22 protein-coding genes are annotated in these 22,498 nt (G+C 70.4%); 13 read left to right on the forward strand and 9 right to left on the reverse strand.

Annotated features, from left to right (window positions below; translation table 11 throughout):
* Nucleotides 1-887: 887 nt before the first annotated feature.
* On the forward strand, nucleotides 888-1,718 hold the full coding sequence (locus VSH64_RS37815; RefSeq protein ID WP_407655588.1) for a DUF4328 domain-containing protein: 831 nt from the start codon (nucleotides 888-890) through the stop codon (nucleotides 1,716-1,718).
* 274 nt (nucleotides 1,719-1,992) lie between these two features.
* On the opposite strand, the gene VSH64_RS37820 is transcribed toward VSH64_RS37815, so the two are convergent.
* Entirely contained in the window at nucleotides 1,993-2,583 is a 591-nt protein-coding gene (locus tag VSH64_RS37820; protein WP_326567546.1) for a TetR/AcrR family transcriptional regulator, read from the reverse strand.
* Nucleotides 2,584-2,685: 102 nt separating this feature from the next.
* Here VSH64_RS37820 and mca point away from each other — a divergent pair, with 102 nt between their 5' ends.
* On the forward strand, nucleotides 2,686-3,483 hold the full coding sequence (gene mca / locus VSH64_RS37825) for a mycothiol conjugate amidase Mca (RefSeq protein WP_326567547.1): 798 nt from the start codon (nucleotides 2,686-2,688) through the stop codon (nucleotides 3,481-3,483).
* 1,804 nt (nucleotides 3,484-5,287) lie between these two features.
* Here the strand turns inward: mca and VSH64_RS37830 are convergent.
* Complete coding sequence (locus tag VSH64_RS37830) at nucleotides 5,288-6,442, reverse strand: cytochrome P450 (RefSeq protein WP_326567548.1); 1,155 nt, start codon at nucleotides 6,440-6,442, stop codon at nucleotides 5,288-5,290.
* A 65-nt stretch (nucleotides 6,443-6,507) separates the two neighbouring features.
* Between VSH64_RS37830 and VSH64_RS37835 the strand changes: the two genes are divergently transcribed.
* From VSH64_RS37835 to VSH64_RS37855, 5 genes are all read left to right on the forward strand, one after another.
* On the forward strand, nucleotides 6,508-7,383 hold the full coding sequence (locus tag VSH64_RS37835; RefSeq protein ID WP_326567549.1) for a DUF5926 family protein: 876 nt from the start codon (nucleotides 6,508-6,510) through the stop codon (nucleotides 7,381-7,383).
* A gap of 480 nt (nucleotides 7,384-7,863) precedes the next feature.
* On the forward strand, nucleotides 7,864-8,226 hold the full coding sequence (locus VSH64_RS37840) for a DUF952 domain-containing protein (RefSeq protein ID WP_326567550.1): 363 nt from the start codon (nucleotides 7,864-7,866) through the stop codon (nucleotides 8,224-8,226).
* 171 nt (nucleotides 8,227-8,397) lie between these two features.
* The gene (locus VSH64_RS37845) at nucleotides 8,398-8,904 is read left to right on the forward strand and encodes a SigE family RNA polymerase sigma factor (RefSeq protein WP_456062111.1); all 507 of its coding nucleotides are present in this window, start codon (nucleotides 8,398-8,400) and stop codon (nucleotides 8,902-8,904) included.
* The gene (locus VSH64_RS37850) at nucleotides 8,901-9,728 is read left to right on the forward strand and encodes a hypothetical protein (protein ID WP_326567552.1); all 828 of its coding nucleotides are present in this window, start codon (nucleotides 8,901-8,903) and stop codon (nucleotides 9,726-9,728) included. The genes VSH64_RS37845 and VSH64_RS37850 overlap by 4 nt, the downstream gene beginning before the upstream one ends.
* Before the next feature lie 186 nt (nucleotides 9,729-9,914).
* A complete protein-coding gene (locus VSH64_RS37855; RefSeq protein WP_326567553.1) occupies nucleotides 9,915-10,124 on the forward strand; it encodes a hypothetical protein in 210 nt (69 codons plus the stop codon).
* Nucleotides 10,125-10,191: 67 nt separating this feature from the next.
* On the opposite strand, the gene VSH64_RS37860 is transcribed toward VSH64_RS37855, so the two are convergent.
* The 3 genes from VSH64_RS37860 to VSH64_RS37870 all read right to left on the reverse strand — a co-directional run bounded on the left by VSH64_RS37860 (nucleotide 10,192) and on the right by VSH64_RS37870 (nucleotide 12,955).
* On the reverse strand, nucleotides 10,192-10,743 hold the full coding sequence (locus tag VSH64_RS37860; RefSeq protein ID WP_326567554.1) for a ferritin: 552 nt from the start codon (nucleotides 10,741-10,743) through the stop codon (nucleotides 10,192-10,194).
* Between the two features lie 151 nt (nucleotides 10,744-10,894).
* Nucleotides 10,895-12,079, reverse strand: a complete 1,185-nt coding sequence (locus tag VSH64_RS37865; RefSeq protein WP_326838138.1) for an arginine deiminase — start codon at nucleotides 12,077-12,079, stop codon at nucleotides 10,895-10,897.
* Between the two features lie 51 nt (nucleotides 12,080-12,130).
* Nucleotides 12,131-12,955, reverse strand: coding sequence for a CPBP family intramembrane glutamic endopeptidase (locus tag VSH64_RS37870; protein ID WP_326567555.1), 825 nt, complete (start codon nucleotides 12,953-12,955; stop codon nucleotides 12,131-12,133).
* 22 nt (nucleotides 12,956-12,977) lie between these two features.
* Here VSH64_RS37870 and VSH64_RS37875 point away from each other — a divergent pair, with 22 nt between their 5' ends.
* Nucleotides 12,978-13,445 carry a PPOX class F420-dependent oxidoreductase gene (locus VSH64_RS37875; protein WP_326567556.1) on the forward strand — a complete coding sequence of 156 codons (468 nt, stop codon included), beginning with the start codon at nucleotides 12,978-12,980 and terminating at the stop codon, nucleotides 13,443-13,445.
* 1,328 nt (nucleotides 13,446-14,773) lie between these two features.
* On the opposite strand, the gene VSH64_RS37880 is transcribed toward VSH64_RS37875, so the two are convergent.
* Entirely contained in the window at nucleotides 14,774-15,574 is an 801-nt protein-coding gene (locus VSH64_RS37880; RefSeq protein WP_326567557.1) for a DUF2470 domain-containing protein, read from the reverse strand.
* Between the two features lie 121 nt (nucleotides 15,575-15,695).
* Here VSH64_RS37880 and VSH64_RS37885 point away from each other — a divergent pair, with 121 nt between their 5' ends.
* Together VSH64_RS37885 and VSH64_RS37890 are read left to right on the forward strand one after the other, a co-directional pair.
* Complete coding sequence (locus VSH64_RS37885) at nucleotides 15,696-16,733, forward strand: hypothetical protein (RefSeq protein ID WP_326567558.1); 1,038 nt, start codon at nucleotides 15,696-15,698, stop codon at nucleotides 16,731-16,733.
* The gene (locus VSH64_RS37890) at nucleotides 16,730-17,743 is read left to right on the forward strand and encodes a hypothetical protein (RefSeq protein ID WP_326567559.1); all 1,014 of its coding nucleotides are present in this window, start codon (nucleotides 16,730-16,732) and stop codon (nucleotides 17,741-17,743) included. Before VSH64_RS37885 ends, VSH64_RS37890 begins: the two co-directional genes overlap by 4 nt.
* On the opposite strand, the gene VSH64_RS37895 is transcribed toward VSH64_RS37890, so the two are convergent.
* Nucleotides 17,704-18,876 carry a homogentisate 1,2-dioxygenase gene (locus tag VSH64_RS37895; protein WP_326567560.1) on the reverse strand — a complete coding sequence of 391 codons (1,173 nt, stop codon included), beginning with the start codon at nucleotides 18,874-18,876 and terminating at the stop codon, nucleotides 17,704-17,706. The genes VSH64_RS37890 and VSH64_RS37895 overlap by 40 nt on opposite strands.
* 97 nt (nucleotides 18,877-18,973) lie before the next feature.
* Between VSH64_RS37895 and VSH64_RS37900 the strand changes: the two genes are divergently transcribed.
* The 3 genes from VSH64_RS37900 (at nucleotide 18,974) to VSH64_RS37910 (ending at nucleotide 20,922) form a co-directional block, all read left to right on the forward strand.
* Nucleotides 18,974-19,828, forward strand: coding sequence for a hypothetical protein (locus VSH64_RS37900; protein WP_326838139.1), 855 nt, complete (start codon nucleotides 18,974-18,976; stop codon nucleotides 19,826-19,828).
* Nucleotides 19,825-20,463, forward strand: a complete 639-nt coding sequence (locus VSH64_RS37905; protein WP_326567561.1) for an IclR family transcriptional regulator — start codon at nucleotides 19,825-19,827, stop codon at nucleotides 20,461-20,463. Before VSH64_RS37900 ends, VSH64_RS37905 begins: the two co-directional genes overlap by 4 nt.
* 78 nt (nucleotides 20,464-20,541) lie before the next feature.
* Nucleotides 20,542-20,922 carry a DUF6188 family protein gene (locus VSH64_RS37910; protein ID WP_326567562.1) on the forward strand — a complete coding sequence of 127 codons (381 nt, stop codon included), beginning with the start codon at nucleotides 20,542-20,544 and terminating at the stop codon, nucleotides 20,920-20,922.
* A 21-nt stretch (nucleotides 20,923-20,943) separates the two neighbouring features.
* Here the strand turns inward: VSH64_RS37910 and VSH64_RS37915 are convergent, their stop codons facing one another.
* Nucleotides 20,944-21,603 carry a DUF998 domain-containing protein gene (locus VSH64_RS37915; RefSeq protein ID WP_326567563.1) on the reverse strand — a complete coding sequence of 220 codons (660 nt, stop codon included), beginning with the start codon at nucleotides 21,601-21,603 and terminating at the stop codon, nucleotides 20,944-20,946.
* Between the two features lie 129 nt (nucleotides 21,604-21,732).
* The gene (locus VSH64_RS37920) at nucleotides 21,733-22,332 is read right to left on the reverse strand and encodes a TMEM165/GDT1 family protein (RefSeq protein ID WP_326567564.1); all 600 of its coding nucleotides are present in this window, start codon (nucleotides 22,330-22,332) and stop codon (nucleotides 21,733-21,735) included.
* Nucleotides 22,333-22,498 lie beyond the last annotated feature (166 nt).

Raw genomic sequence — 22,498 nt, forward strand, 5'->3', positions numbered from 1 at the left:
CGGGATCCGCGCACGACGCGGACCCCCAGGGTGGCGTGGGTGGGGGGCGGTATCCGGAGTCTTCGCGGTATCCGGAGTATCCGCCGTGGTCGGGGGAGTCTTCGCCTGACGGGTGGGTGCCTGGGTTTGGTGGGCCGGCTCCTCAGGTACCGGGCAACGGTGCTGGGCCTGCGGGTGCAGGCGGGCAACCTGCTTATCCGCCGGTGCACGACGGCGGTGGTCAGCAGTACAACGGCGGGTCCGTCCAGCACAGCGTCGACGGCCAGCCAGTCTTCCGCGACTCCGACCAATCGCCGTACAACGGCGGGTCGACCCAGAACGGCTTGGGCGGTCAGCCCGCCGGTGCGGGTGGTCAGCAGTCGTACGCGGGCGTCCAGCCTGGCGCTGGTCAGCAGCACTACAGCAGTGCGGCTGCTCAGAACGGCATCGGCGGTCAGCCCGTTTCTCCGCCGTACAACGGCGGCTCCGTCCACGGCGGCGGCTCGCCGCCTGCCTTTCCGTCTGCTGCCCAGCAGCCGGTTCAGCACGGCGCTGGTCAGCCGCCGTACAGCGAGAGGCCTGTCCAGGGCGGCTCGCAGGCTGCTTACTCGCCGTACAACGGTGCGTCGCACCAAAACGGCGTCGGTGGGCAGTCGCTTGGTGCCGGTGGTCAGCAGCCGGTTCACTACGGCGCAGGTCAGCCGTCGGTTCAGCAGAGCGGGCAGCCCGCCCACCCCCAGCCGGCCGACCAGAACACTGGCCAACCCCCGGTCCGCCCCTTCACCGCGGCCCCGCAAGGCCAGGTCCACCGAACTGCCCAGGAACACCCATCCCACCCGGGGCGCCCGCGGCCGCGTCTGAGGTGGGTGGCTTCTCCGCCGCCCGGGGCGGTCACCCGCCGTCGCGCGGTGGCGAGCACCCCGTACGAGGGCCCGCCGTCCTACCCGGTGCCGCCGCGCTGGGGTTTTCCGAACCTCGTCTGGCGCCGCCCGACCACGGTGCCCGGGACGGCGTCCGGTGCCGTGCGGGCCATCGACCGGATTCCGGTGCTGGCGCAGAGCCTGAGCACGATCCTGTGGACGTTCGTCTTCCTCGCGCTCGCGGCCGCAGGTTCGGAGATCTGGCGGTACGTCCTGCTGGTGCAAAGCCGCGACTCCGCCCTGAGCACCTCGGTCGTCGGCTTCTCCGACGCCTTCGTGGTCACCGCCGGCCTGCTCACCACCATTCTTTCGCTCCTGCCCACCGGTCTCGCCGTGTGGTGGCTGCTCGTCGCCCGCCACGCCGCTGCCGAGGAGGCCGGCGTGGAACCCGCACGGCCCGTGTGGCAGGTGCTGGTCGGCGTGCTCGTGCCGGTCGCCAACCTGCCGCTCGCGCTGTCCGTGGTGGGCGAACTGGAGCACTCGATCCTCCGCCGCCCTCGCGACGAACGCCCGCGGCCGTCGCGCCTGGTCCTCGTCTGGTGGGCTGCCTGGATCGTCAACTGGGTCCTCCTGGCGGTCACGATCATCTGGCGCCTGCGCCCGGGCGTCCAGGCCATGGCCGACAGCGTCGTGCTCGTCGCCCTCACCGACCTCGCGGCCGCCGCCCTGGCGGTCACCACAGCGTTGGTCATCCGCCGCTTTTCCGACCTCCTGATGCCGCTGGCCCCCGAACGCCTGCGCACCTTGCGCGTCCTCAAGGTCGAAGGCGCCCCGGCGCCGGAGCTGCGCAACGCTCGTCCGGCCGGGGCTGCTCGCTGAGCGCGTTTCAGCTCGTTTTTGTCGTTTCCTGAACGTGTTTTCGCAGCCGACGGCGTCAGCTTCGGGCCGGGCCGAACTCTCATGGTCAAGCCCGAGTGCAGCGAGGCACCTCCAGCTGGCTGACGGCATTCGCCCGGTACTCAGAGCGTTGGCGGATTTCGCCGGTGCTTCGTTTGCTCAGCCCGCCGAGCCCAGAGCCGAGCTGCCGAATTGCTCCGTTGACCCCGCACCTTGTCGCCGCGTCTTGGCTATCGCGGGCCGCGCCCTTCGAACCTCAACTCAACGCAGGCTCGAGCTGCCCAAACGCCTTCGCCGCCGCCTCCCGCACCGTGCCGACGACGTTGTCCACACCGGCGTAGGTGAGATCCCAGACGTCGTCGAACAACAGACGCAGCACCGACGTCAGGTGAGCCGCCGTGGTCCGCGCGAGGATCTCGTCGCTCGGGTCCGTGTGGTCGAGCAGCGTGCCGACCAGCTGCTGTTCCCGATCGAGGTGCATCTGCGTGAGGGCGGTCATCAACGTGTCGCTGCCGCGCACCATCCCGACGAACTCGATCCCCGCGAACCCCAGCAGCGCGCTCTGCTCGTCGAGCGCCGCGAAGTACCCGTCGCGCACCGCCGCGAACGCCGTGGTCGGCGACTGCTTCACCAGCTTCGCGGGCCAGTCGACGAAGTCGTTGCGGATGTCGAAAACCAGGTCTTCCTTGCGCCCGAAGTGATTCGTCACGGTCATCTTCGCGACCCGCGCCGCCTCCGCCACCTCGGCGATCGTCACTCCCTCGAACCCGCGCGCGATGAACAGCCGCGTCGCCACGTGCGAGATGTTCTGTCGCGTCTCGAGTTTCTTCTGCTCCCTCAGGCTCACTCGACCAGCATACCTAGGTTCGACCTAATTTTGTACTTGACCTAATAAGTGCGCCGAACCTAATCTTATGTCCGACCTAATTTCCAGCCTGGAAGGACCCTGATGACGCTGCGCCTCCTCGCCGTCCACGCCCACCCCGACGACGAATCCAGCAAAGGCGCCGCCACCCTGGCCCGCTACGCGCAAGAAGGCGTCGACGTCCTCGTCGCCACCTGCACCGGCGGCGAACGCGGCGACGTGCTCAACCCGGCACTCGACACCCCGGCCGTCCGCCAGGACCTCCCCGCCATCCGCCGTCGGGAAATGGCCGCCGCCGCGGAGATTCTCGGCGTACGCCAACAGTTCCTGGGCCACGTCGACTCCGGCCTGACCGAACCGCTACCCGAAGGCTCCTTCGCCGCACTGTCCCTTGAGGACGCCGCCCGCCCCCTCATCGCCTTGATGCGCGAATTCTGTCCACACGTCGTGATCACCTACGACGAAACCGGCGGCTATCCCCACCCCGACCACATCCGCACCCACGAAGTCACCCGCGCCGCCTTCACCGCCACCGACGACGGCACCCCCCGCAAGCTCTACTACCTCGCCACCCTCAGCCGCACCTGGTTCCAGGCCATGCACGACGCCACCCTCGCGGCCGGCCTGGAGTCCCGCATGGGCCCCGTCCTGGCCGAACTCCCGCCCGACCGCCTCCCCACCACCACCCGCATCCGCTGCGACACCCACTTCACCACCCGCGACCGCGCCCTCCGCGCCCACTCCACGCAGGCCGACCCGGCCCACCCGTTCTTCCACCACTCCCGCGACATCGAACGCGCCACCTGGCCGTGGGAGGACTACCACCTCGTCGGCACCACCGGCCCCACCCCCGAAGACGACCTCTTCGCCGGCCTCCGCTGACCACCAACAACCTGCCAACCTGCCCGCCGCTTGCGCACGTGCCGTCGTCCGGCCCCGCACCGTCCGCCCGAACCGAACCGCCCGCCACTTGCGCACGCGCCGCCGCCCGGCCCCCGCACCATCCGCCCGAACCGAACCGAACCGAACCGAACCGAACCGCCCGCCACTTGCGCACGCGCCGCCGCCCGGCCCCCGCACCATCCGCCCGAACCGAACCGAACCGAACCGAACCGAACCGCCCGCCGCTTGCGCACGCGCCGTCGCCCGGCTCCCCACATCCGCCTGAACCGAGCCGCTTGCCGCAGGCCGCTCAACCTCGTCCCGCCCTGCACCATTCGCCCGGACCGAGCCGAACCGCGCGTGCATGGGTCGTCGTCCGGCGCCGCACATCCGCCTGAACCGAGCCGCTTGCCGCAGGCCGCTCAACCTCGTCCCGCCCTGCACCATTCGCCCGGACCGAGCCGAACCGCGCGTGCATGGGTCGTCGTCCGGCGCCGCACATCCGCCTGAACCGAGCCGCTTGCCGCAGGCCGCTCAACCTCGTCCCGCCCTGCACCATTCGCCCGGACCGAGCCGAACCGCGCGTGCATGGGTCGTCGTCCGGCGCCGCACATCCGCCTGAACCGAGCCGCTTGCCGCAGGCCGCTCAACCTCGTCCCGCCCTGCACCATTCGCCCGGACCGAGCCGAACCGCGCGTGCATGGGTCGTCGTCCGGCGCCGCACGTCCGCCCGAACCGAGCCGCTTGCCGCAGGCCGCTCAACCTCGTCCCGCCCCGCACCATTCGCCCGGGTCGAACCGCCTGCCGCCGGCACGCTCAACCTCGCCCGGCCCCGCACCATCCGTCCGAGCCGAGCCGAGCCGAGCCGAGCCGAGCCGAGCCGAGCCGAGCCGAGCCGAGCCGAGCCGAGCCGAGCCGAGCCGAGCCGAGCCGAGCCGAGCCGAGCCGAGCCGAGCCGAGCCGAGCCGAGCCGAGCCGAGCCGAACCGCCTGCCGCTCGCGCACGCGCCGTCGTCCGGCCCCGCACATCGGCCCGAGCCGGGCCGAGCCGCCCGCCGCTCGCGCACCCGTCGTCGTGCGGCACAGCGCATCCACCCGGGGCCGAGCCACTTGCCGCCGGCGCGCTCAACCTCGCGCGATCCCGCACCACGGTTGCGAGCCAAGGCCCGCTCATGCCCCACCGACAAATCGACCGGCCTCTTTCGCCTGGCCGGCCCAGTAGATCCAGCCACTTTGACGGCCAGGCCGCTGCACTCGACGAGCATTCGAAACCGCCGGGCCGATCCGAACCAGTCGCCCGGCGTCGCTGGCTCGTTCCTTCGCCCGGCAAGCCCCGGTCCACCGAGGCCGATGGCGCCGCGCGCAGAACTGGCTGACCGAGCCACGGCCAATGGCGCCTTTCGCTGGCTGGCCAGGCCGTGCCGTCTGACTAGGTCGATTGCACCGAGCGAGCACTCGGAATCGGCTAACCGGCTGTTCATCGGTTGGGCAAGCGCCCGGTGCACCGCGACGATCGCGCCGCGCTGGCAAGCAGAACCAGGCCACAAACCAGGCCACAAGCCAGGCCGCGATGTCCCCGTTCGCAGGTTGGGCAGGCGCTTCTGTCGACCGGGCTGCGCGCAGCCAGAACTGGCTGACCGAAACTCAAGTCAGGCCACAAGAACCCCGCTCACCAACTGGCCACGGAGCGCCAACAATCGCGCCAAGCCGGCCAGCCAGCCCGTGCCACTCAATCAAGCGAAGCCGACCAACCCCAGATCCGTCCAACCCAGACGCAGCCGCTCAGCCAACCCCAGCCCGACCGATCAAACCGTCACCGGCAACGTCCGCAACCCCCGAATCACAAACTCCGGCCGCCTCTCCGGCTCGCCAGCCAGCCGCAACCCCGGCAACCGCGTCGACAACGCCGACAGCGCCGCCGCGATCTCCACCCGCGCGAGCGGCGCCCCGACGCAGTAGTGAATCCCCATCCCGAACCCGAGATGTGCGTTCGGCGACCGTCCGATGTCCAGCACATCCGGCGCCTCGAACACCTTCGGATCCCGCGCCGCCGCCCCCAGCAGCGCACCGATCTTCTCGCCGCGCGCCACGCGGAACCCGGCGATCTCCACATCCTCCGTCGCCGTGCGCTCGAACAGCTGCAGCGGTGCGTCGAAGCGGATCAGTTCTTCCACAGCCGAGTCGAGCAAAGTTGGGTCGGACCCAAGTCGTTCCCACTGGGTGCGGTGCGTCAGGAGGGCGAGCATGCCGTTGCCGATCACGTTCACCGTCGCCTCGTGGCCGGCCATGAGGAGCAGCACGGCGGTGGCCACGACCTCGTCCGGTGTGAGCTCGCTGGCCACCAGGTCGGCCACGATGCCGCCGGGCTCGCCGGTCACCACGGAGCGCAGGTAGGCCACGAAGTCGGCCGCGGCCTGCTCAGCGGCGTCGCGTGCCTCGGCGGGGAGGCCGAACTCGTACATCTTCACGATCGCGTTGCTCCAGGCCACCAGATGCGGCCCGTCGTCGGCGGGGATGCCCAGCAGTTCCGCGATCACGGCCACCGGCAACGGCTGCGCGAGCAGCTCCAGCAGGTCGGCGCTGCCGTCGGCGGCGATCTTGTCGGCGAGGGTGTCGACCATGGCCGACGCGAGCCGCGCGACCATCGGACGCAGGCGTTGCACGTGGCCGCGCCCGAATTCGCCCGCGATCACGCGTCGCAGGCGGGTGTGGGCCGGGGGTTCGTTCTCCAGCAACGAGTTGCGGTGCAGCAGGTTGAACGACGCGAACCGCTCGAGCGGCTGCGCGTCCGTCCAGATCCGGCCCAGACCGCGGTGCCGCAGCACGGCGCCGGTGGCGGCGTGCGAAACGGTGATCGCCAGGCCGAGGCCTTCGTGGTGGTGCACCTCGCCCTCGGTGCGCAGCGCGGCGAACGCGGGGTACGGGTCGGCGAGAAAAGCGGGATCGGAAGCGTCGAACACGGGCCGACTCTAGCTCGCGGCCTCCGCTTCGATAGCGTCTGGCGTCGAGCTTTGAGGAGGCTGAAGTGGGTAAAGGCGCGCGGAAGAAGGGTCCCAATCCGGACCGCAAGCCGAAGGTGCGCGACGTTTTCGTCGGACAGCCCTTCGAAGGTCTGGCCGCGGAGCCGGAGCTGATCGCGTTGCGCGAGTTCGTGCCGTCGGCCACGGCGAAGCTCACGCTCGCCGAAGGCGGCGACGTCACCCTCGGCACCGTGCTGCCCATGGCGGCCGCGGCGTTCGTCCGGTCCGACGGCCAGCGCTACCTCGGCCTGCAGGTGCAGACGCGTTCGTCCGACATCAGCCGCGACCTCGGCCGCTCGCTGCGCTGGGTGCTCGACGCCAAACCCGGCGACGTCCTCTCCGTGCCGGACACGACGACCCCCACCGACCCGGACGAGCACAACCGCCTGCAGGACCTGCTCGCCCCGGCCGCCGAACTCGAGCTCACGCTCCACAGCGACTTCGGCTGGTGGCTGCCCGAGGACGCCGACGCGAGCGGCGACGTCGCCGTCTCCCTCGAGCGCGCGAACGCCGCGATCATGCCCACCGAACGCCTCGGCGCCGGCGCGTACTGGGTCCTCGCCGGCGAAAAGGCGCACCTGCGCTGGGTCCGCCCCGAGCCCGAAAACCTGCTGCTGCAAGCGCTTGCGCGCCTCTCGGCGGCCGGCACACTCGGCCTCGGCGAGGGCACGCGCTACGCGGGCTCCTTCCGCGCCCACGGCCTCCTCGTCCCGGTGTGGGACCTCGACCCCGAGGCCCACGCCCGCGAATGGGCCGAACCCAAGGACGCGCTCGGCGCCCGCCTCGAGGAAGCCCTGAAGTCCCTCGACGCCGAACCGCTCAACGCCACCGAGCGCCGCGCCCGCGACGGCCTGATCGGCCGCCAACTCACCATCCGCTGACACCAACGCCCTGTGGAAGTTCGACGCCGAACTTCCACAGGGGCGGCGGGCTGTTCGGCGACTCGAACGGCCACCTTCTGCACAGACCCAGTGACGGCTCGACCGGAACGCCGGCCTAGCCGAGTCACGTGAGTCATCGGGTTGCGCGGCCGAGCCACGCGAGTGACCGACTGGGTGGGCTGGCGGAGCCTCGCTACCGAATGGTGTGGCCAACGGACTACCGATCTGGCCTGGCCGAGCCGTGCGACCGACCGGGCCGGCTTGCTGATCGAGATATCCACTTGTCCGCACCGACCCGGTGACTTGCCCGTCTCGCAAACCGAGCCGCGTGGGTGGTCGCTGCGCTGGCGCAGCGTTGACCCCGCCAGCCCGCCTGGCGCCCCGTCCCACAGCCGGCCCAGGACGTAGCAGGTCTAAGTCACACCCGCTCACCGGGCAAATCCGTATCTCGACGCACCCCGCGGTGGCACGATCACGGGGGTGATCCTGCACATCTGCACCCGCGACGAGTGGGCCGCCGTCCCCGAAGACGGCGAGTACAGTGCGCCGTCGCTCGGCGAGATCGGGTTCGTCCACTGCTCCGACCCAGGCACGGTCAGCGTGCCCGCGAACGCGCTCTACCGCGGCCGCACCGACCTCCTGTTGCTGGAGATCGATCCGACGCGCGTCGAGTCGCGGGTGGTGTGGGAGGCCGGCGCGCCGCCGCATCCCGACGGGATTCTGTTCCCGCACATCTACGGGCCGATTTCGCGAAACGCTGTGGTCTCGGTAAACGATTTCCCACCCGACGCGGACGGCTGGTTGAAGCTGCCCGAGTCACTCTCGGTGCGTGGAACTGCGTGAAGTTCACGGAAAGTAGTCGCTAGAGCTGGACAACCTGCGGGGGCAGCCATGCGTGTGGGGGATGACGAGGACGCGGTGCGCGGCGATCTCATCCGGGGAGGGGGCGATTTGGTGACGGCAGCGGCACCGGTCATCTCGGGGGGAGAGCCCACGTTCGTCGCGGGCGAGCGCGTGGTCGCCGAGCCCCGGGGGTTCGTCGAGTTCGAGGACTTCGTCGCGGCCAGCCTGTCCGGCCTGCTGCGCTACGGCCACGCGCTCACCGGAAACCCGCACGACGCCGCCGACCTGGTCCAGACCGTGCTCGAGAAGATCGGCTCGCGCTGGTCGTACGTGCAGCAGAAGACAGGCGACCCGCTCGCGTACGTGCGGCGGTCGATGGCCAACGCGCACGTGAGCCGGTGGAGACGCACGCGTCGGGAGAACCTCGTCGCGGACCTGCCGGACACGAGCCCGTGCGCGCCGAACGACCCGTTCGAGCACGAGCCGCTGTGGCAGGCGCTGCGAAATCTGCCGCCGAGGCAACGCGCGGTGGTGGTTCTGCGTTACTACGAAGGACTGTCCGAGGCCGAGATCGCGGAATCGCTCGGGGTCAGCCAGGGGACGGTGAAGAGCCAGGCCAGCAAGGCCATCGCTTCGTTGCGGACGAAGCTGAAGCACGAAGGGAGCGAAGCGGGTTGAACGTCTCCGAAGACGAGCTCGAACAGCGGCTGCGCGCGCTCTTTTCCGACGACCGCCTGGGCGTCGCGCCACCGGCCAACGCCGCGACGTCGATCATGGCGGGCGCGCGACGTCGCCGGCAGCGCCGGAAGGTGATGATGTCGGCGTCCGGCGCGGTGTGCGCGCTGGCGCTCGTGTCGGGTGGGCTGGTGGTGTTCAAGTTCCAGAGCACCACGGGCATGGCCGACCTCACGGCGTCCCGGCTGACGGTGCCGAACGTGTCCGCCGCACCACCGGCCGCGCCGCCGACCTCGGCGGAGCCGCCCGCGGCTGAGGCGCCGCCCGTCGCGCCGCCGCCGAAGCAGACGCACACCTCGGCCCCGCCGAAGCACCACACTCCGCCCCCGTCGACCCGCGGCGACGCGCCGACGAAGGTCACGAAGGGTTCGCTGCTCACAGCGGACGGACTCGGCGCCCTGAAGCTCGGGATGACCGAACAGCAGATGACCGAGCAGGGCCTCACGCTGACGCAGGTGAAGGAATCCGCGGGCTGCACGTACTACGACGTGGCCGGCGACGGTGTTCCCGCCGCCGCGACCGCCGTGGTGTCCCCGGACGGCGGCGTGGTCGTCGTCAAGCCGGACGGCGCCGCACACACCCCGGAGGGTGTCGGCGAGGGCTCGGCCGCGGAAGACGTCACCGCCGCGTACCCCGGCACCTCGCAGGCGTCCGACGAACTGGTCGCCCCCACCGGCGACGAGGGCGCCTACCACTTCACCCTCGCTGACGACGGCTCCGTCTCGGCTCTGGACGTCCGCACCGTGAACCAGACCTGCGCCGCCTGACCGCGGCGCGCACCCGAGGGACCCGGGCTATCCACAGGGGGAGAGCCCGGGTTCCTCGCTTTTCGGCTGGGCCCTGTGGACAGCTGGTTGGGTCCGACCCAGGGAACTGCGCGCTGGGGACAACAAGGTAGGTCGGACCCAACGAGGCTGCACGAGACGCGCGATCCCCAGTGCACCCGCGACCGGGTGCTCGCCACCGTGAAAGCCCTCTACGGCTACCTCGTCGACACCGACCTCGTCACCGGAAATCCGGCCGCGCTCAACCGGCGCCGGCTCGGTCTCGTCGTGGCCGCGATCCCCAGCGGCACCGGGCGCCGCCAAGCTGACTCCGAAAACGACGAAGCCCGGGTCATCCACATGTGGACAACCCGGGCTTCGCGATGGCTTGTCTGGTGACAGCACCACCTGACCCAGCACCTACCGATCCGGCACCGAACTCACCGGCGCCGGCCGATCAGTCGCCTTACAGGGCGCCGCCCGCGACGGGGGGCATGCCGGCGTCGGCGGCGGAGGTGCCGACGGACTCGCGGTGGAGGAACTTCTCGATCTCGTACACGTTGTCACCCGCGCGGCGCGCGACGGTGACGAGCGTGGACATCTGGGAGATCTCCTCGACCTGCTCCTTGAGGAACCACTGCGTGAACTGCTCGCTGATGTAGTCCTCTTCGGCCCGCGCGGCCTTCGCCAGCGCGGAGATGTCGGCGGCGACCTCCTTCTCCTGCTCCAGCGCGAGCTGCAGCAGCTCAAGCGGGGCGGAGAAGTCGTTGCGGACGTCGGAAACGCCCGGCACCTCCACGTGGTGGTCGCGGTCGAGCATGTACTGCACGAGCGCCATCGCGTGGTTGCGCTCTTCCACCGACTGCTTGTAGAAGTGCTTCGCGAGCTGCGGCAGGTCCTCGTTGTCGAACCAGACCGCCAGCGCGATGTACTGCTGGGACGCGTTGAACTCGTTGTGGATCTGCGCCTGCAGCAGTTCGTAGAACTTCGAGCGCGGTTCTTTCTTCGTGAGGGCCATGCAGATGACGGTACGACAACTCGCCATTAATTTCCACTTTGAGCTGGTGATCTCCACCCTATTAGGGTTACCATTCCTAAAGAAATCTTCCCTTATTTCGGTTAGCCTTCCCTTAATAAATTTCGCTCATTTAGGGAAGGCTAACTTGGCTCTATATCGTGTCGCGCACGATCGGGCAGGACATGCACCGCGGGCCGCCGCGACCTGAGCCCAGCTCGGATCCCGCGATGGCCAGCACCTCGATTCCCGCGTCGGCCAGGCGGGCGTTGGTCTCGAAGTTGCGCTCGTAACCCACGACCACGCCGGGCGCCAGCGCGAGGGTGTTGTTGCCGTCGTCCCACTGCTCGCGTTCGGCGGTCACCGGGTCCAAGCCGGTGTCGATCACGCGCAGCCGGTCGATGCCCATCGCCTCGGCCGCGGCGCTCAGGAACGGCGCCGGGCCGGCGACCTTCACCCCGCCGTCGCCGGTCGGCCGCACGGTGAACGCGGTGAGCGAATCACGCGCGAGCGGGTACATCACGACGGCGTCGGCCGCGACCATCGTGCACACGGTGTCCAGGTGCATCGTCGCGCGCGACTGCTCGATCGGCACCGCCAGCACGGTGTGCGCGAGGCCGTCGGCGAACACCGAGCGGGCCAGCGACTCCGCGCCCGCCGGCGTCGTGCGCTCGCCGACGCCGATCGCCACCACGCCCGGGGCCAGCAGCATCACGTCGCCGCCCTCGACGGGCGCGGAGTGGGCGCCGTACGCACGCGCGGCGTGGCGGAAGCGCGGGTGGTAGGCGTACACGAGGTCGAGCACGGCCGTTTCGCGCCGTCGCGCCGGCATGGTGAGCGACGAGATCGCCACGCGGTCGCCGATCCACGCCGACGAGTCGCGCGTGAACAGCAGGTTCGGCAGCGGGTCGACGGCGAACTCATGCGGGTCACGCATCATCCGCACGAGCGAAGAGCCTTCGGACGACGGCAGTTCCTCGAACGTCATGCCCGCCATCAGCACCTCGGCGAGCGTGTCGGCGTCGACCCCGCTCAGGTGTGAACGCAGCGAATCGGCCAGGTCGGCGCCCAGGCGCAGTTCATCCACAGCCGCGTGGACGCCCGCCGTGTGTGCACGCTGGTCCTCCAATGCCGTGCGCAGCGTGTCGGCCAGCAGCAGCACTTCGACGCCGCGGCCGCGGAGCACTTCCGCGAACGCGTCGTGCTCCTGCTGGGCCCGGTCCACCCACGGGATGGAGTCGAAGAGGAGCTGGTCGTTGTTGCGGGGCGTGAGCCTTTTGAGCTCGTTTCCCGGCCGGTGCAGGAGAACCGCACGAAGGGGTCCGACTTCGCTGTCCACCCTGGGGGGCGCCGTCACGTCGTTCACGAGGTCGAGCCTAATGAGCGCACGTCAGGGGAGCCAGGAAACGTGGCCTTTCAGGAGCGAATAACCGACGAAAGACACCACGTCGAAAAGGGTGTGCGCGGCCACCAGCGGCCACAGCCGGTTGGTGCGCTGCCACACGCGGCCGAACACCAGGCCCATCACGAAGTTGCCGACGAACCCGCCAAACCCCTGGTACAGGTGGTACGACCCGCGCAGCACCGCGGCGCCCACGAGGGAATTGTTCTCGCGTACGCCGAGCTGGCGCAGCCGCGTGAGCAGGTAACCGATCACGAGCACTTCTTCGGCGAACGCGTTGCCGAACGCCGAGAGCGTGAGCGCGATCGGGCGCCACCACGTGTCGCCCAATGTGGACGGTTGCACCGCGAGGCTGAAGCCGAGGTGGTAGGAGAGGAAGTACAGGCCCAGCCCGGGAATCCCGATCACGGCGGCGAGGCCGAGGGTGATCAGCGCGTCGGACCCGGGGGAGCGGCGGTCGAGGCCGATGTCGCGGATCTTGAGGCCGGCGCGCCACAGCAGGTACAGGCCGAGCACGCCCCAGCCCACGAGCTGCAGGGCGTTGAGCAGCTGCTGCAGCAGGTCGAGCAGGCTGGCGGCGGCCTGCGGCACGTTGAGCTGCACCTGCTGTTGAGCGAGCGGGACCGGACGCAGCAGCGAGTCCACAAGGGACAGCAGGCTGCGCGCGCCGGAGAGGCCGAGCGTGATGCTGAAGACGAGCACCAGCTCGAACTTGATCGCGCGGCGCTCCTTCTCGTCCACGATCGGGGCGGGCGAATCGGGCGGAAGGGGCAGTAGCCAGGACCTGATGCCCGATCGCTCTGTCGTGCTCATGAGCGCACGCTACCTTCGGGGTATGCCTCGGACTATCGCCACCAACACGAAGGTCGACCGCGAAGCTCTGGTCGAGTTCCTCAAGCCCCGCCACCGCGCGATCCTCGTCACCACCCGCGCCGACGGCCGCCCCCAGCTCTCCCCGAACACCTGCGGCGTCGACGCCGAGGGCCGGCTCGTGATCGCGACTTACCCACAGCGCGCGAAGGTCACCAACCTGCGCCGCTCGCCGGCCGTGTCCGTCTGCGTCCTGTCCGACGAGTGGAACGGCCCCTGGGTCCAGGTCGACGGCACCGCCGAGGTCATCGACCTCCCCGACTCGGTCGAACCCCTGGTGGACTACTTCCGCGCCATCTCCGGCGAGCACCCCAACTGGGACGAGTACCGCGACGCGATGCGCAAACAGGGCAAGAGCCTCATCCGCATCACCATCGACCGCTGGGGCCCGCTCGCCACGGGCGGCTTCCCGCCGGAACTCGCGGAGGACTGAGCCCGCGCGGCTCGCTTCGGGTGACTTGGGCCGGTTGCCACCGTTCGCTGGGGTGGGGCCGGCCTTGGTCATGAGTGGAGTGGATCTTGCTTCGTGCGGTGGGTCTTCCGGGCGCTGTGGACAACTGGCTGGGTCGAACCCAGCTTGTGCGCGTCTTGTCCTCGCGTTACGACCTGAGTGGCTGGGTCCGACCCAACCTCGGGACCTCGGGCGTGTGCTCGGGGGACAGGCGGCTAGGTCGGACCCAGCTCCACAACCTCGGGCCTGCGCTCGGGGGTAGGTGGCTCTGGGCCGGGCCCAGTTTCTCAGCCTCGGGCGTGTGCTCCGGGGGATAAGTGGCTGGCTCGGACCCAGCTTCGGGACGCTCAGCTCAACGCTCGGGCGACAGGTGGCTGGGTTGAACGCAGTTTCACGAACTCGCGCGTGGGCGGCGGACAAATGCTGGGTCGAGCCCAGCTTCACAACTTCGGGCGTGGGCTCGGCGGATAGGTGGCTGGGTCGGACCCAGGTTCACGACCTCGGGTCAGCGCTCGGGCGATCGGCGGCTAAGTCGAGCCCGGCATCGGGTGATTGCTTCGGCGCGCCGCCGCGCCGTCCTGCCGTCGCCGGCGGCACCCCGCGCCGCACCGGCGCCGTTCTGCACCGTTGCCCGGTGCCGAGCCACCCAGCCACCCAGCCACCCAGCCACCCCGTCGCCGTGTCGTACCTCGCCGCGCAGCGGCTTTCCGGTTCGTCGCGGCCTTGCTTCGGTCGCCGCTCGCGCCGGGTCGGCCATGTTCGGTGGCCGGTGTTTCCGCCTGTGGACAGCTGCTTGGGTCGAGCCCGCGCTGTCGGTAGCTCCTGCCGACGTTGGCTAGGTCGGGCCCAGCTTCGGCGGCGCAAGCCTGCTCCTGGGACAAGGTCCTTGGGTCGAACCCATTGGCATCCGCCGTTCCGACCCCGACTGGTTAGGTCGAGTCTGGCTTCGGCAGTGCAGTGCAGCCGCCTGGGGACAGCTGTTTGGGTCGAACCCACTTTCGGACATGCAGCTGTCGGCTCGACGCGATCGGTTGGCCAAGCCAGGCCAGACCAAGCCGAGCCGAGCCGAGCCAGGCGATGTCCGATCCAACGCCCACGAACCCACCACCACGTGCCGATGAGTTATCCCCAGCCACACCTCATCCCCATGGGGACAGGTGCCGGGCTGTCCCCATGGGGATGAGGCCGAGTTGCCCACCTGGGGACAACCCGACATGGCCCCGCCCAGGGACGGCCGACGAACCATCCCGAGGCCGGCCCAAGACAGGCCCAACGCAGGCCCAACGCAAGCCCAACGCGAGGGCAAACCCTCAGCCCGAGCGATCCTGCTGCCGCAGAAACGGACACCCGACCAACCGTCGAAGCTCCGCAGCCAGCTTCGGCGGCGTGTCGATCGACTGGGAGAACGCCAGCCGCACGTCGTGGTCGCCGGTGTCGGATTCGACGCGGAGGCGCAGGCCGTAGCGGTCGAGGCCGAGGGGGCGGATGCGGCCGCGCTGCAGGCCCGGCGGGAGGTGCTGCGCGAGCTGCTCGACGACGTCCGAGTGGTCGCTTTCGAGGTGGCGCAGCCACTCGGCCTCGTAGTTGTGGAACGGGTCGGGCGGTGCGGCGCTGAACATGTGCGGCCGCAGGGAGTGGGTGCCCTCCGCGTCGGCGAGGACGAGGGAGGCCGGGGTGAGGCGCAGGAGCGTCAGGCCGTGGCCGACGTCCAGGAGCCGCTCGTCCGGCCGCTGCTCGGCGATCGACACGGCGCGCGCTCGCGCCGAGACCGCCGAGAGCGGCCGGAGCCACCCGGTTATCCACAGCAGGCCGCGGATGGGTTCCCGCAGCTCCACCGGGGCGTGGTCGGCGAGCTCGACCATGACGGCGAGCTCGCCGCGCTGAGTCTGCCGCGACGTGCGCACCATGGGGTGCTCGTCGGGCAGAAGGATGCTGACGCTGCCGCTGTGGTGCACGTGGTGAAGCACGGGCACCACCCGCTCGGCCTCGCAATCGGCGCGCTCGACGGTCGGCATGATCGTCGCCGGTCCGTTGCGCGTCGCGATCGTCTTGGCCCGCTCGGCGGGGTTCGGTGCCGGCGGACGGCGGACGGATGTCGGGGCCTCGGTCACGGGTCACCTCCTACTTAGGTGAGCCTAACCTGAGTCCGGCCGGATTGGGAAGACCCGACTCGTAACGCACCCCGCACGAGTGGCGAATACCCGATGATCAGTACCGCCACCTGGGGAGAACATGACCAGCGTCTGGGAACCCGACCCGAAAACCCCGGCCTCGCACCTGCAATCCGGGAAGCTCTTGCGCAACGCGCGCACCCGCCTGCTGTTCACCCTGCTCGGCGCCCTGCTGGTGGCCTTGGGAATCATCTGCTTCTGGCTCGACGTCGGCCCGGCCGCGGCGGTGCTGACGATCTACTTCGGCGCCGTCGTCGCGGGCCAGCTCGGCTGGGGCGCGATCAAGGCACTCGTCTGGGCCGCGAAGTGGCAATGGCACCCCGACCTCGCCTACGAGCAGGTGACCATCCCGCCCGACGGACTCGTCACCCGCCGCAGGACGGTCGCCGCGCGGTTGCCCGACGGCCGCTGGCTCCACGTCCGGCTGCTGGCCGGAACCCGGGTGCAGCTCGCCGGCGAGCGACGGCTGTGGCTCGTCCGCAGCGGCGACCAAGCGCTCGTCGCCGTGCCCGGAACCGCCGCGCTGCGCCAGGGAACCGTCCGCGACGAGCCCATGGCCGGTGGCCGGGAGCTCCCGGTCGTGCCGCGAGAGTTCGTCCCGCCGCGACTCGATCCCGTGCTCGCCACGGTCCGGCGGGGCGCGGTCCGAAGCAGCTGGCTGGTCGTCGCGGTCTACGCGGTCCTCGCTGTGCTCGCGGGCTGGAGCATTCAGTGGATCTTCGCGCACCGGAACGCCGGCGGGCCCGACGCCGTCGTCCAGCTGCTGCTCCTCCTCGTGGCCACCGTCTGCGCGGTGATCGGTGTCCTCTGCGCGATCTACTTCGCCGTCAACGCGGTCCGGATCTCGACGTCCTACCGCGCCGACACCTGGACCGAGCTCACCGTCGCCAAGAGCCTGGCGCAGCTGCCCGACGGCCGGACCATCCACATCCGCCTGCCTAGAGCCCAGCCTTCGCTCGCGCTCAACGTGCAGGCGTCCCAGACGTTGTGGACGTTCGGCCCCGCCAAGCCCGGGCGGGTGCGCGTCGGCGTGCCCGGCTACCCCGCCTCCGGCGAAGCTCGCCTGAAGGTGGTCGAAGTGAAGGGAGGAACACCGTGACCGGCTGGTTGCCCGATCCCACCACGCCGGCCGCGCAGCTGCCGTTCCTCGGTGAGCGCCTCGTCCGAGCCCGACGCAAAGCCGTGTGGCGCCTGACGACCGCCGTCGTGGTCGCGGTGGCCGCGATCGCGCTCGTGTTCGCGGACGGCAGGGTCGACTTCGCCGTCGTCGTGCTGCTCGGTTACGCCCTCGGCACGGCCTTCCTGCTCAGCGGCCGGCGGATCGCGCACAACCGGCTGCTGACGAGGCTGTTCACCAAGCCGCTCGAAACAGTCGACGCCACCGAGAAAACCACCGAGCAGACCACCCGGGGGCGGCGGTTCGCGGTCCGGCTCGCCGACGGCCGCTGGGTGCACTTCCGGCTGCGCCGCTACGCGACCGGCCTGCTCACGCAAAGCCGGCACCTCTGGCTGGCCCGGATCGGCGACCGGGCGGTCGTCGTGCTGCCCGGCGTGGGATTCCGCCCGGCCTGGATCCGCGATCTGCCCCTGCGCCACCCGCTTCCCTTGGCCGCGGAAGCGACCGCGCCCGACCTCCGGCCGATCATCACGTTGCGCAGGCGGCGAACGTGGTTCACCCTCGCCTGGCTCGTCGGCCTCATCGCGCTGCTCACGTGGGCGCGCCTGAGCCTGCCGGCGGGAGACCGCTCGCTGTTGGGCACCATCGTGGGGCTCCTGATCGCCGTCGCCGTGCTTTTCGCGCTGAGAGCGATCCGGCGCCTCGCACGGCTGCGGTTACCCGTCGTCGAGTGGACCGAGTTCGCCCTGGCGAGCGAGCCCACGATCACCTACGCCGACCGCCGCTTGACCGTCGACGGGCACCTGATCCACCCGGACGGCACCCAGGCCGCGTTCCGGATCCCCGCGGTGAACTCCCTGGCCGCCCTTGACATCACCGCCACGAGAAAGCTCTGGATCACGGGCCGGCGAGCCGGCCTACCCGGTCACCTCTGGACCGGCCGCATCCGCCTTCACGCCCCGGGACCTCGGCCCGACCACGACCACGCGTAACTCTCATCCTCCGTAGCCGACGCCGCCTCCCCCAACTCCAGCGGCGCGAACGTATCCACCATCACCGCCGTCTCGTCGAAGAACTCCGCCCCGATCGACGCCTCCGCGGCGCCCGGCTGCGGGCCGTGCGTGAAGCCCGACGGGTGCAGCGACAGGGAGCCGATGCCGATGCCCGAGCCGCGGCGGGCTTCGTAGTTGCCGCGGACGTAGAACATGAGCTCGTCGGAGTCGACGTTGGCGTGGTTGTACGGCACGGGGATCGAGTCCTCGTGGTAGTCGACCTTGCGCGGGCAGAAGGAGCACACCACGAAGTTCGGCCCCTCGAACGTCTGGTGCACCGGCGGCGGCTGGTGCACGCGGCCGGTGATGGGCTCGAAGTCGTCGATGTTGAAGGCCCACGGGTAGAGGCAGCCGTCCCAGCCGACGACGTCGAACGGGTGGGTCGCGTACGTGTAGCGCGTGAGGCCGGCGCGATGGCGGACCAGCACGTCCACATCCGAGCCGTCCACCACCAACGGCGCCGACGGCCCGCGAAGGTCCCGCTCGCAATACGGCGAGTGCTCCAGGAACTGGCCTTTCGCGGACAGGTAGCGCTTCGGCGGGCCGATGTGGCCGCGCGCCTCGAGCACGTACAGCCGCACCTCGCCGTGGGGCACCACGCGGTAGGTGCACGACGTCGGGATCACCACGTAGTCGCCGTCCGCGGCCTCCAGGACCCCGTAGATGGTCTCGAACGAAGCCGTGCCGCCCTGCACGTAGAAGAGCTCGTCGCCCGCGGCGTTGCGGTACAGGGGCGACGGGGCGGTGGCGACGACGAAGCCGATCGTCACGTCGGCGTTGCCGAAGAGGCGCCGCCGGTCCGTGACGGCGTCGGCCGAGCCGCCGAACTTCAGCTCCGGCGTCTTGAAGTGCCGCGGCTTCAGCGGGTGGTTGGGCGTGAGCGCGCCGCGGTCCTCGGCCACGGCCACCGCGTCGACGATCGCCGTGGGCATACCGCTGTGGTACAGCAGCGCCGAGTCGGCGGAGAAGCCCTCGACGCCCATCAGCTCTTCGGCGTAGAGGCCGCCGCCGGGCTTGCGGAAGGCCGTGTGCCGCTTGTGGGGGACCTCGCCTACTTGCCGGTAGAAGGGCATGGGTGGCGCCTCCAGAAGTGTCCGCGAAGGTGTCCGCAGAACGAACGATTTTGTCCTGTTGTCGTACGCTACTAGCGTGTCATTCGTGTCAAGCGCTGTGGAACTCACGCCCCCCGGCCCCCGTGGAATTCCTCCCCTGTTCGCGCGGCTCGTCGACGACTCGGCGCTGTTTCCGCCCTCGGACGCGGCCATGCCCGAAGCTCTGCGCGCGCACTACGAGTCGCGGGCGGGTGAACACGCCGGTGTACTGGGCGTTTTCCTCTGCCAGGCGTCCCGGCTGCCGGAGCTGATCACCGAGTTGATCAAGATCAAGCCGAAGGAGCCACTGCCCCTTTCCTTGATCATCGACACCGGACTCGGCGGTGTGCCGAAGGCGATTTCGATCGTCGAGTCGCGCAGCGAGCTGCTGTCGCTGCGGATGGTCGAGATGCCCGCGCCGTCGGACGTCGACGAGGTCTGGCTCGAGCGCGTGTCGGAGTTCGTGCCCGAGGACGTGATCCGCGTGGTCGAGCCGCGCCGCGGCGTCGGCTGGCTCGACGGCGTGCGCAAGGTGATCGAGCACGGCAGCTGGCCGAAGATCCGCTGCGGCGGGCCGGCGGGGGAGAACTTCCCCAGCGTCGACGAGGTGGCCGACTTCATGTCGGTGGTCAGCGGCGCGCCCGGCGCGTCGTTCAAGGCCACCAACAGCCTCCACCGCGCGGTGCGCCACACCGACCCGGGCACCGGCATCACGCACCACGGCTTCCTCAACCTGATCGTCGCGTCGGGTCGCTGCCTCTCGGGCGGCGACGTGCGCGAGGCGCTGGAATCCACCGACGGCAAGGCGCTGGCCGACGAGGCCCGCGGCCTGTCGGAGCCGGCCGCGAAGGCGGTGCGGGAGCTCTTCGCGTCGTACGCGGCGGCCTCGTTCGCCGAGCCGGTGGCCGACCTGGGTGAGCTCGAGCTGCTGTGAGCAGGGAGGGGTCGCTGACCCTCGACCGCGGCCTGGCGCTGCTGCAGGCGGTGGCCGACGCGGGTGAGGAGGCGGCGACCATCTCCGAGCTGGCCGTGACGATCGGCGCGAGCCGCGCGGCCGTCTACCGGCTGCTGGTGCCGCTTTCGGAACGCGGCCTGATCTGGCGGGACGGCACGAAGGTGCGCCTCGGCGTCGGTCTGCTGCGGCTGGCCGGCCAGGTGCTGCCCCAGCTGCGCGAGGCCGCGCGGCCGGTGCTGCGCGAGCTGGCGGAGAAGGCCGGCGCCACCGCGCACCTCACGGTGGCGCAGGGCGATCAGGCGCAGGCCGTGGCGGTGGTGGAGCCGTCGTGGACCAACTACCACGTCGCCTACCGGGTGGGCACGCGTCACCCGCTCAGCGCGGGCGCGGCGGGCCGGGCGATGGCGCTGCGGCCCGGCGGCGACGGCTGGGTCGCGTCCACGGGTGAGCTGGAGGCCGGCGCTTCGGGTGTGGCCGCGCCGGTGCGCGGGGTGCCGGGGCTGCGGGCCAGCGTCGGGGTGGTGTCGCTGGAGCCGCTCGACGTCGCCACGGTCGGGCCGCTGATCGTCGCCGCGGCCGCGAAGCTCACCGAGGTGCTCCGAACCGACGCGTAGTGCGGCGTGGCGTGCTGGAATATGGTCTCGTGGAGCGATACGGACGGCTTGCCGAGGAGACGTCGCGGAGGTGCCCAGGTGAACGTTCCGAGTGAGCTCGTCGGCTGCGAGGTGCGCCGGACCTCGTTCGACTACCAGGTGCGCCTGGCGCTGGTCGACCAGCCGGACCCGGCCGACGAGGCGCGCGTGGACGCCGAGCTGGTGCTCGAGACGTCGTTCGTGCTGCGTGACGTCGACGGCGTGAGCCACGAGCTCGAGCCCGGAAGTGGCCTGGCGCTGGCGCCGGTGCTGGCGTTGTTCGGCCAGCGCGTCACGGAGATCGCGGTGCCGGAGGAAGGCACGCTCACGGTGGTCTTCGACGGTGGTGCCGAGCTGCGAGTGGGGCCGGATCGGCAGTACGAGTCGTGGTGGCTCACGGGCCACGGCGTCAAGCCGATCCTGGTGGGCCCGGACGCCTGACCAGCGCGGCGTCTGGACGGCTCAGCGACGCGCGGCCGCCAGCAGCGGCCGCACCATGGTGAGCAAAAGCGCCAGGTCCACGGCGAACAGCAGCCGCTCGAACAGCCCCAGCGTCACCTCTTGGTGCGCGGGCCCGGTGATGAGCGTGAAGACGAAGCCGCCGAGCACGATCAGCACGCTGGCGAAGCTCGCGATGGCCAGGCCGCGGATGGTGGTGCGCCGCGGCTCCCAGGGGCACCGCGCGGCGCCGCGGCGGGTGAGCAGCCACGCGGCGGCCGGCAGGGCGAGGAACGCGACGAGCGCGGCGCCGTTGTGCAGCTGGCCGTCGAACGTGCGGGCCTGGCCGTCGGGGTCCACGGGCACGGTCGCGCAGATCGTGAGGCCCGCGCACCACACGCCGAGCAGCACCACGACCGCCGGCGAGCGTCGGGCCTTCACCAGCCCGGCCAGCAGCGCGACGGAACCGAGCGCCAGCGCCAGGCACATCGCGCTGAACAGCGGCGCGGCCGAGCGGCCGCCGAGGTGGCCGTAGACGTACTCCGAAAGCGTCTGCCACACCGGGCTGACCTGCGCTGACAACCGCAGGTGCAGGTCAGCCGCGATGGCCACCGCGAGCGCCATGCCGGCGAGCGCGAGCCGGCCGTGCACGGGGGACACGGCGGCCGGCAACGCCTTGGACATGGGGGCACTCCTCGGTGGTCATGGCGAAGGGCAAGGCTTCCCCGCGTCAGCGCGGATTAACCTTGCCCTCATCCACTGGTTCCGAGCAGGCTACCTGGTGTTGCTGTGAAGTTTCTGTGGTCAGCCGCGTCAGAAAGCGAGCTGGAGCAGGGCGAACGCCCCGAATCCGGCGAATACGAACCCGGCGACGCGTTGGATCAGCTTCGGCCGGATGCGGTTGCGGATCTTGGCGCCGATGAACACCGCGAGCCCCGCCACGGACACCAGCGCGACGAACGCGCCGACCCCCACGGCGAACGGGTTGCCGAGTCGCGCGACCAGGCCCGCCGTCGCGAGCTGCGACGCGTCGCCCCACTCGGCCGCGAAGAGCACGCCGAACGACGTCAGCGCGGAGCGCAGGAAGGTGACCGGGGTGGCGCCGGACCGCGAAGCGCTGTCGCCCGCTTCGTCCGCTTCGCTGAATCCCTCACGCAGGAGCATGAAGACACCGATACCGAACATCGCGGCCACGAGGAGGGAAACCACGGTTTCCGGAAGAAGCGTGAGCACGCTGCCGAACGCCACGGCTATAACACACTGGATGGCGAATGCCGCACACACCCCGGCGAATACCGGCAACGCGCGGAAACGCGTGGTGAGCACCAGCGTGGCGACCAAGGTCTTGTCGGGCAGTTCCACTGCCAGGACCAGGCCGAACGCGCTGATGAGAGCGATGAGTGCGGGAGACATGAGCTGGTGGCCACCCCTTTCACTTCAACGATAAAGGAGCTGTTCAGAAAGGCGCAAGTTGATGGGTTTTGCGAATTGCCCCGTGCGGTCGGTTGAATAGGTTCCGCCGGGTGTCCTGATTATTTTTTTCGGTGCACCGAATTTTGTTTTCCGGTTGCGGTACGGT

The organism is Amycolatopsis rhabdoformis (assembly GCF_035918295.1).
GTDB lineage: Bacteria > Actinomycetota > Actinomycetes > Mycobacteriales > Pseudonocardiaceae > Amycolatopsis > Amycolatopsis rhabdoformis.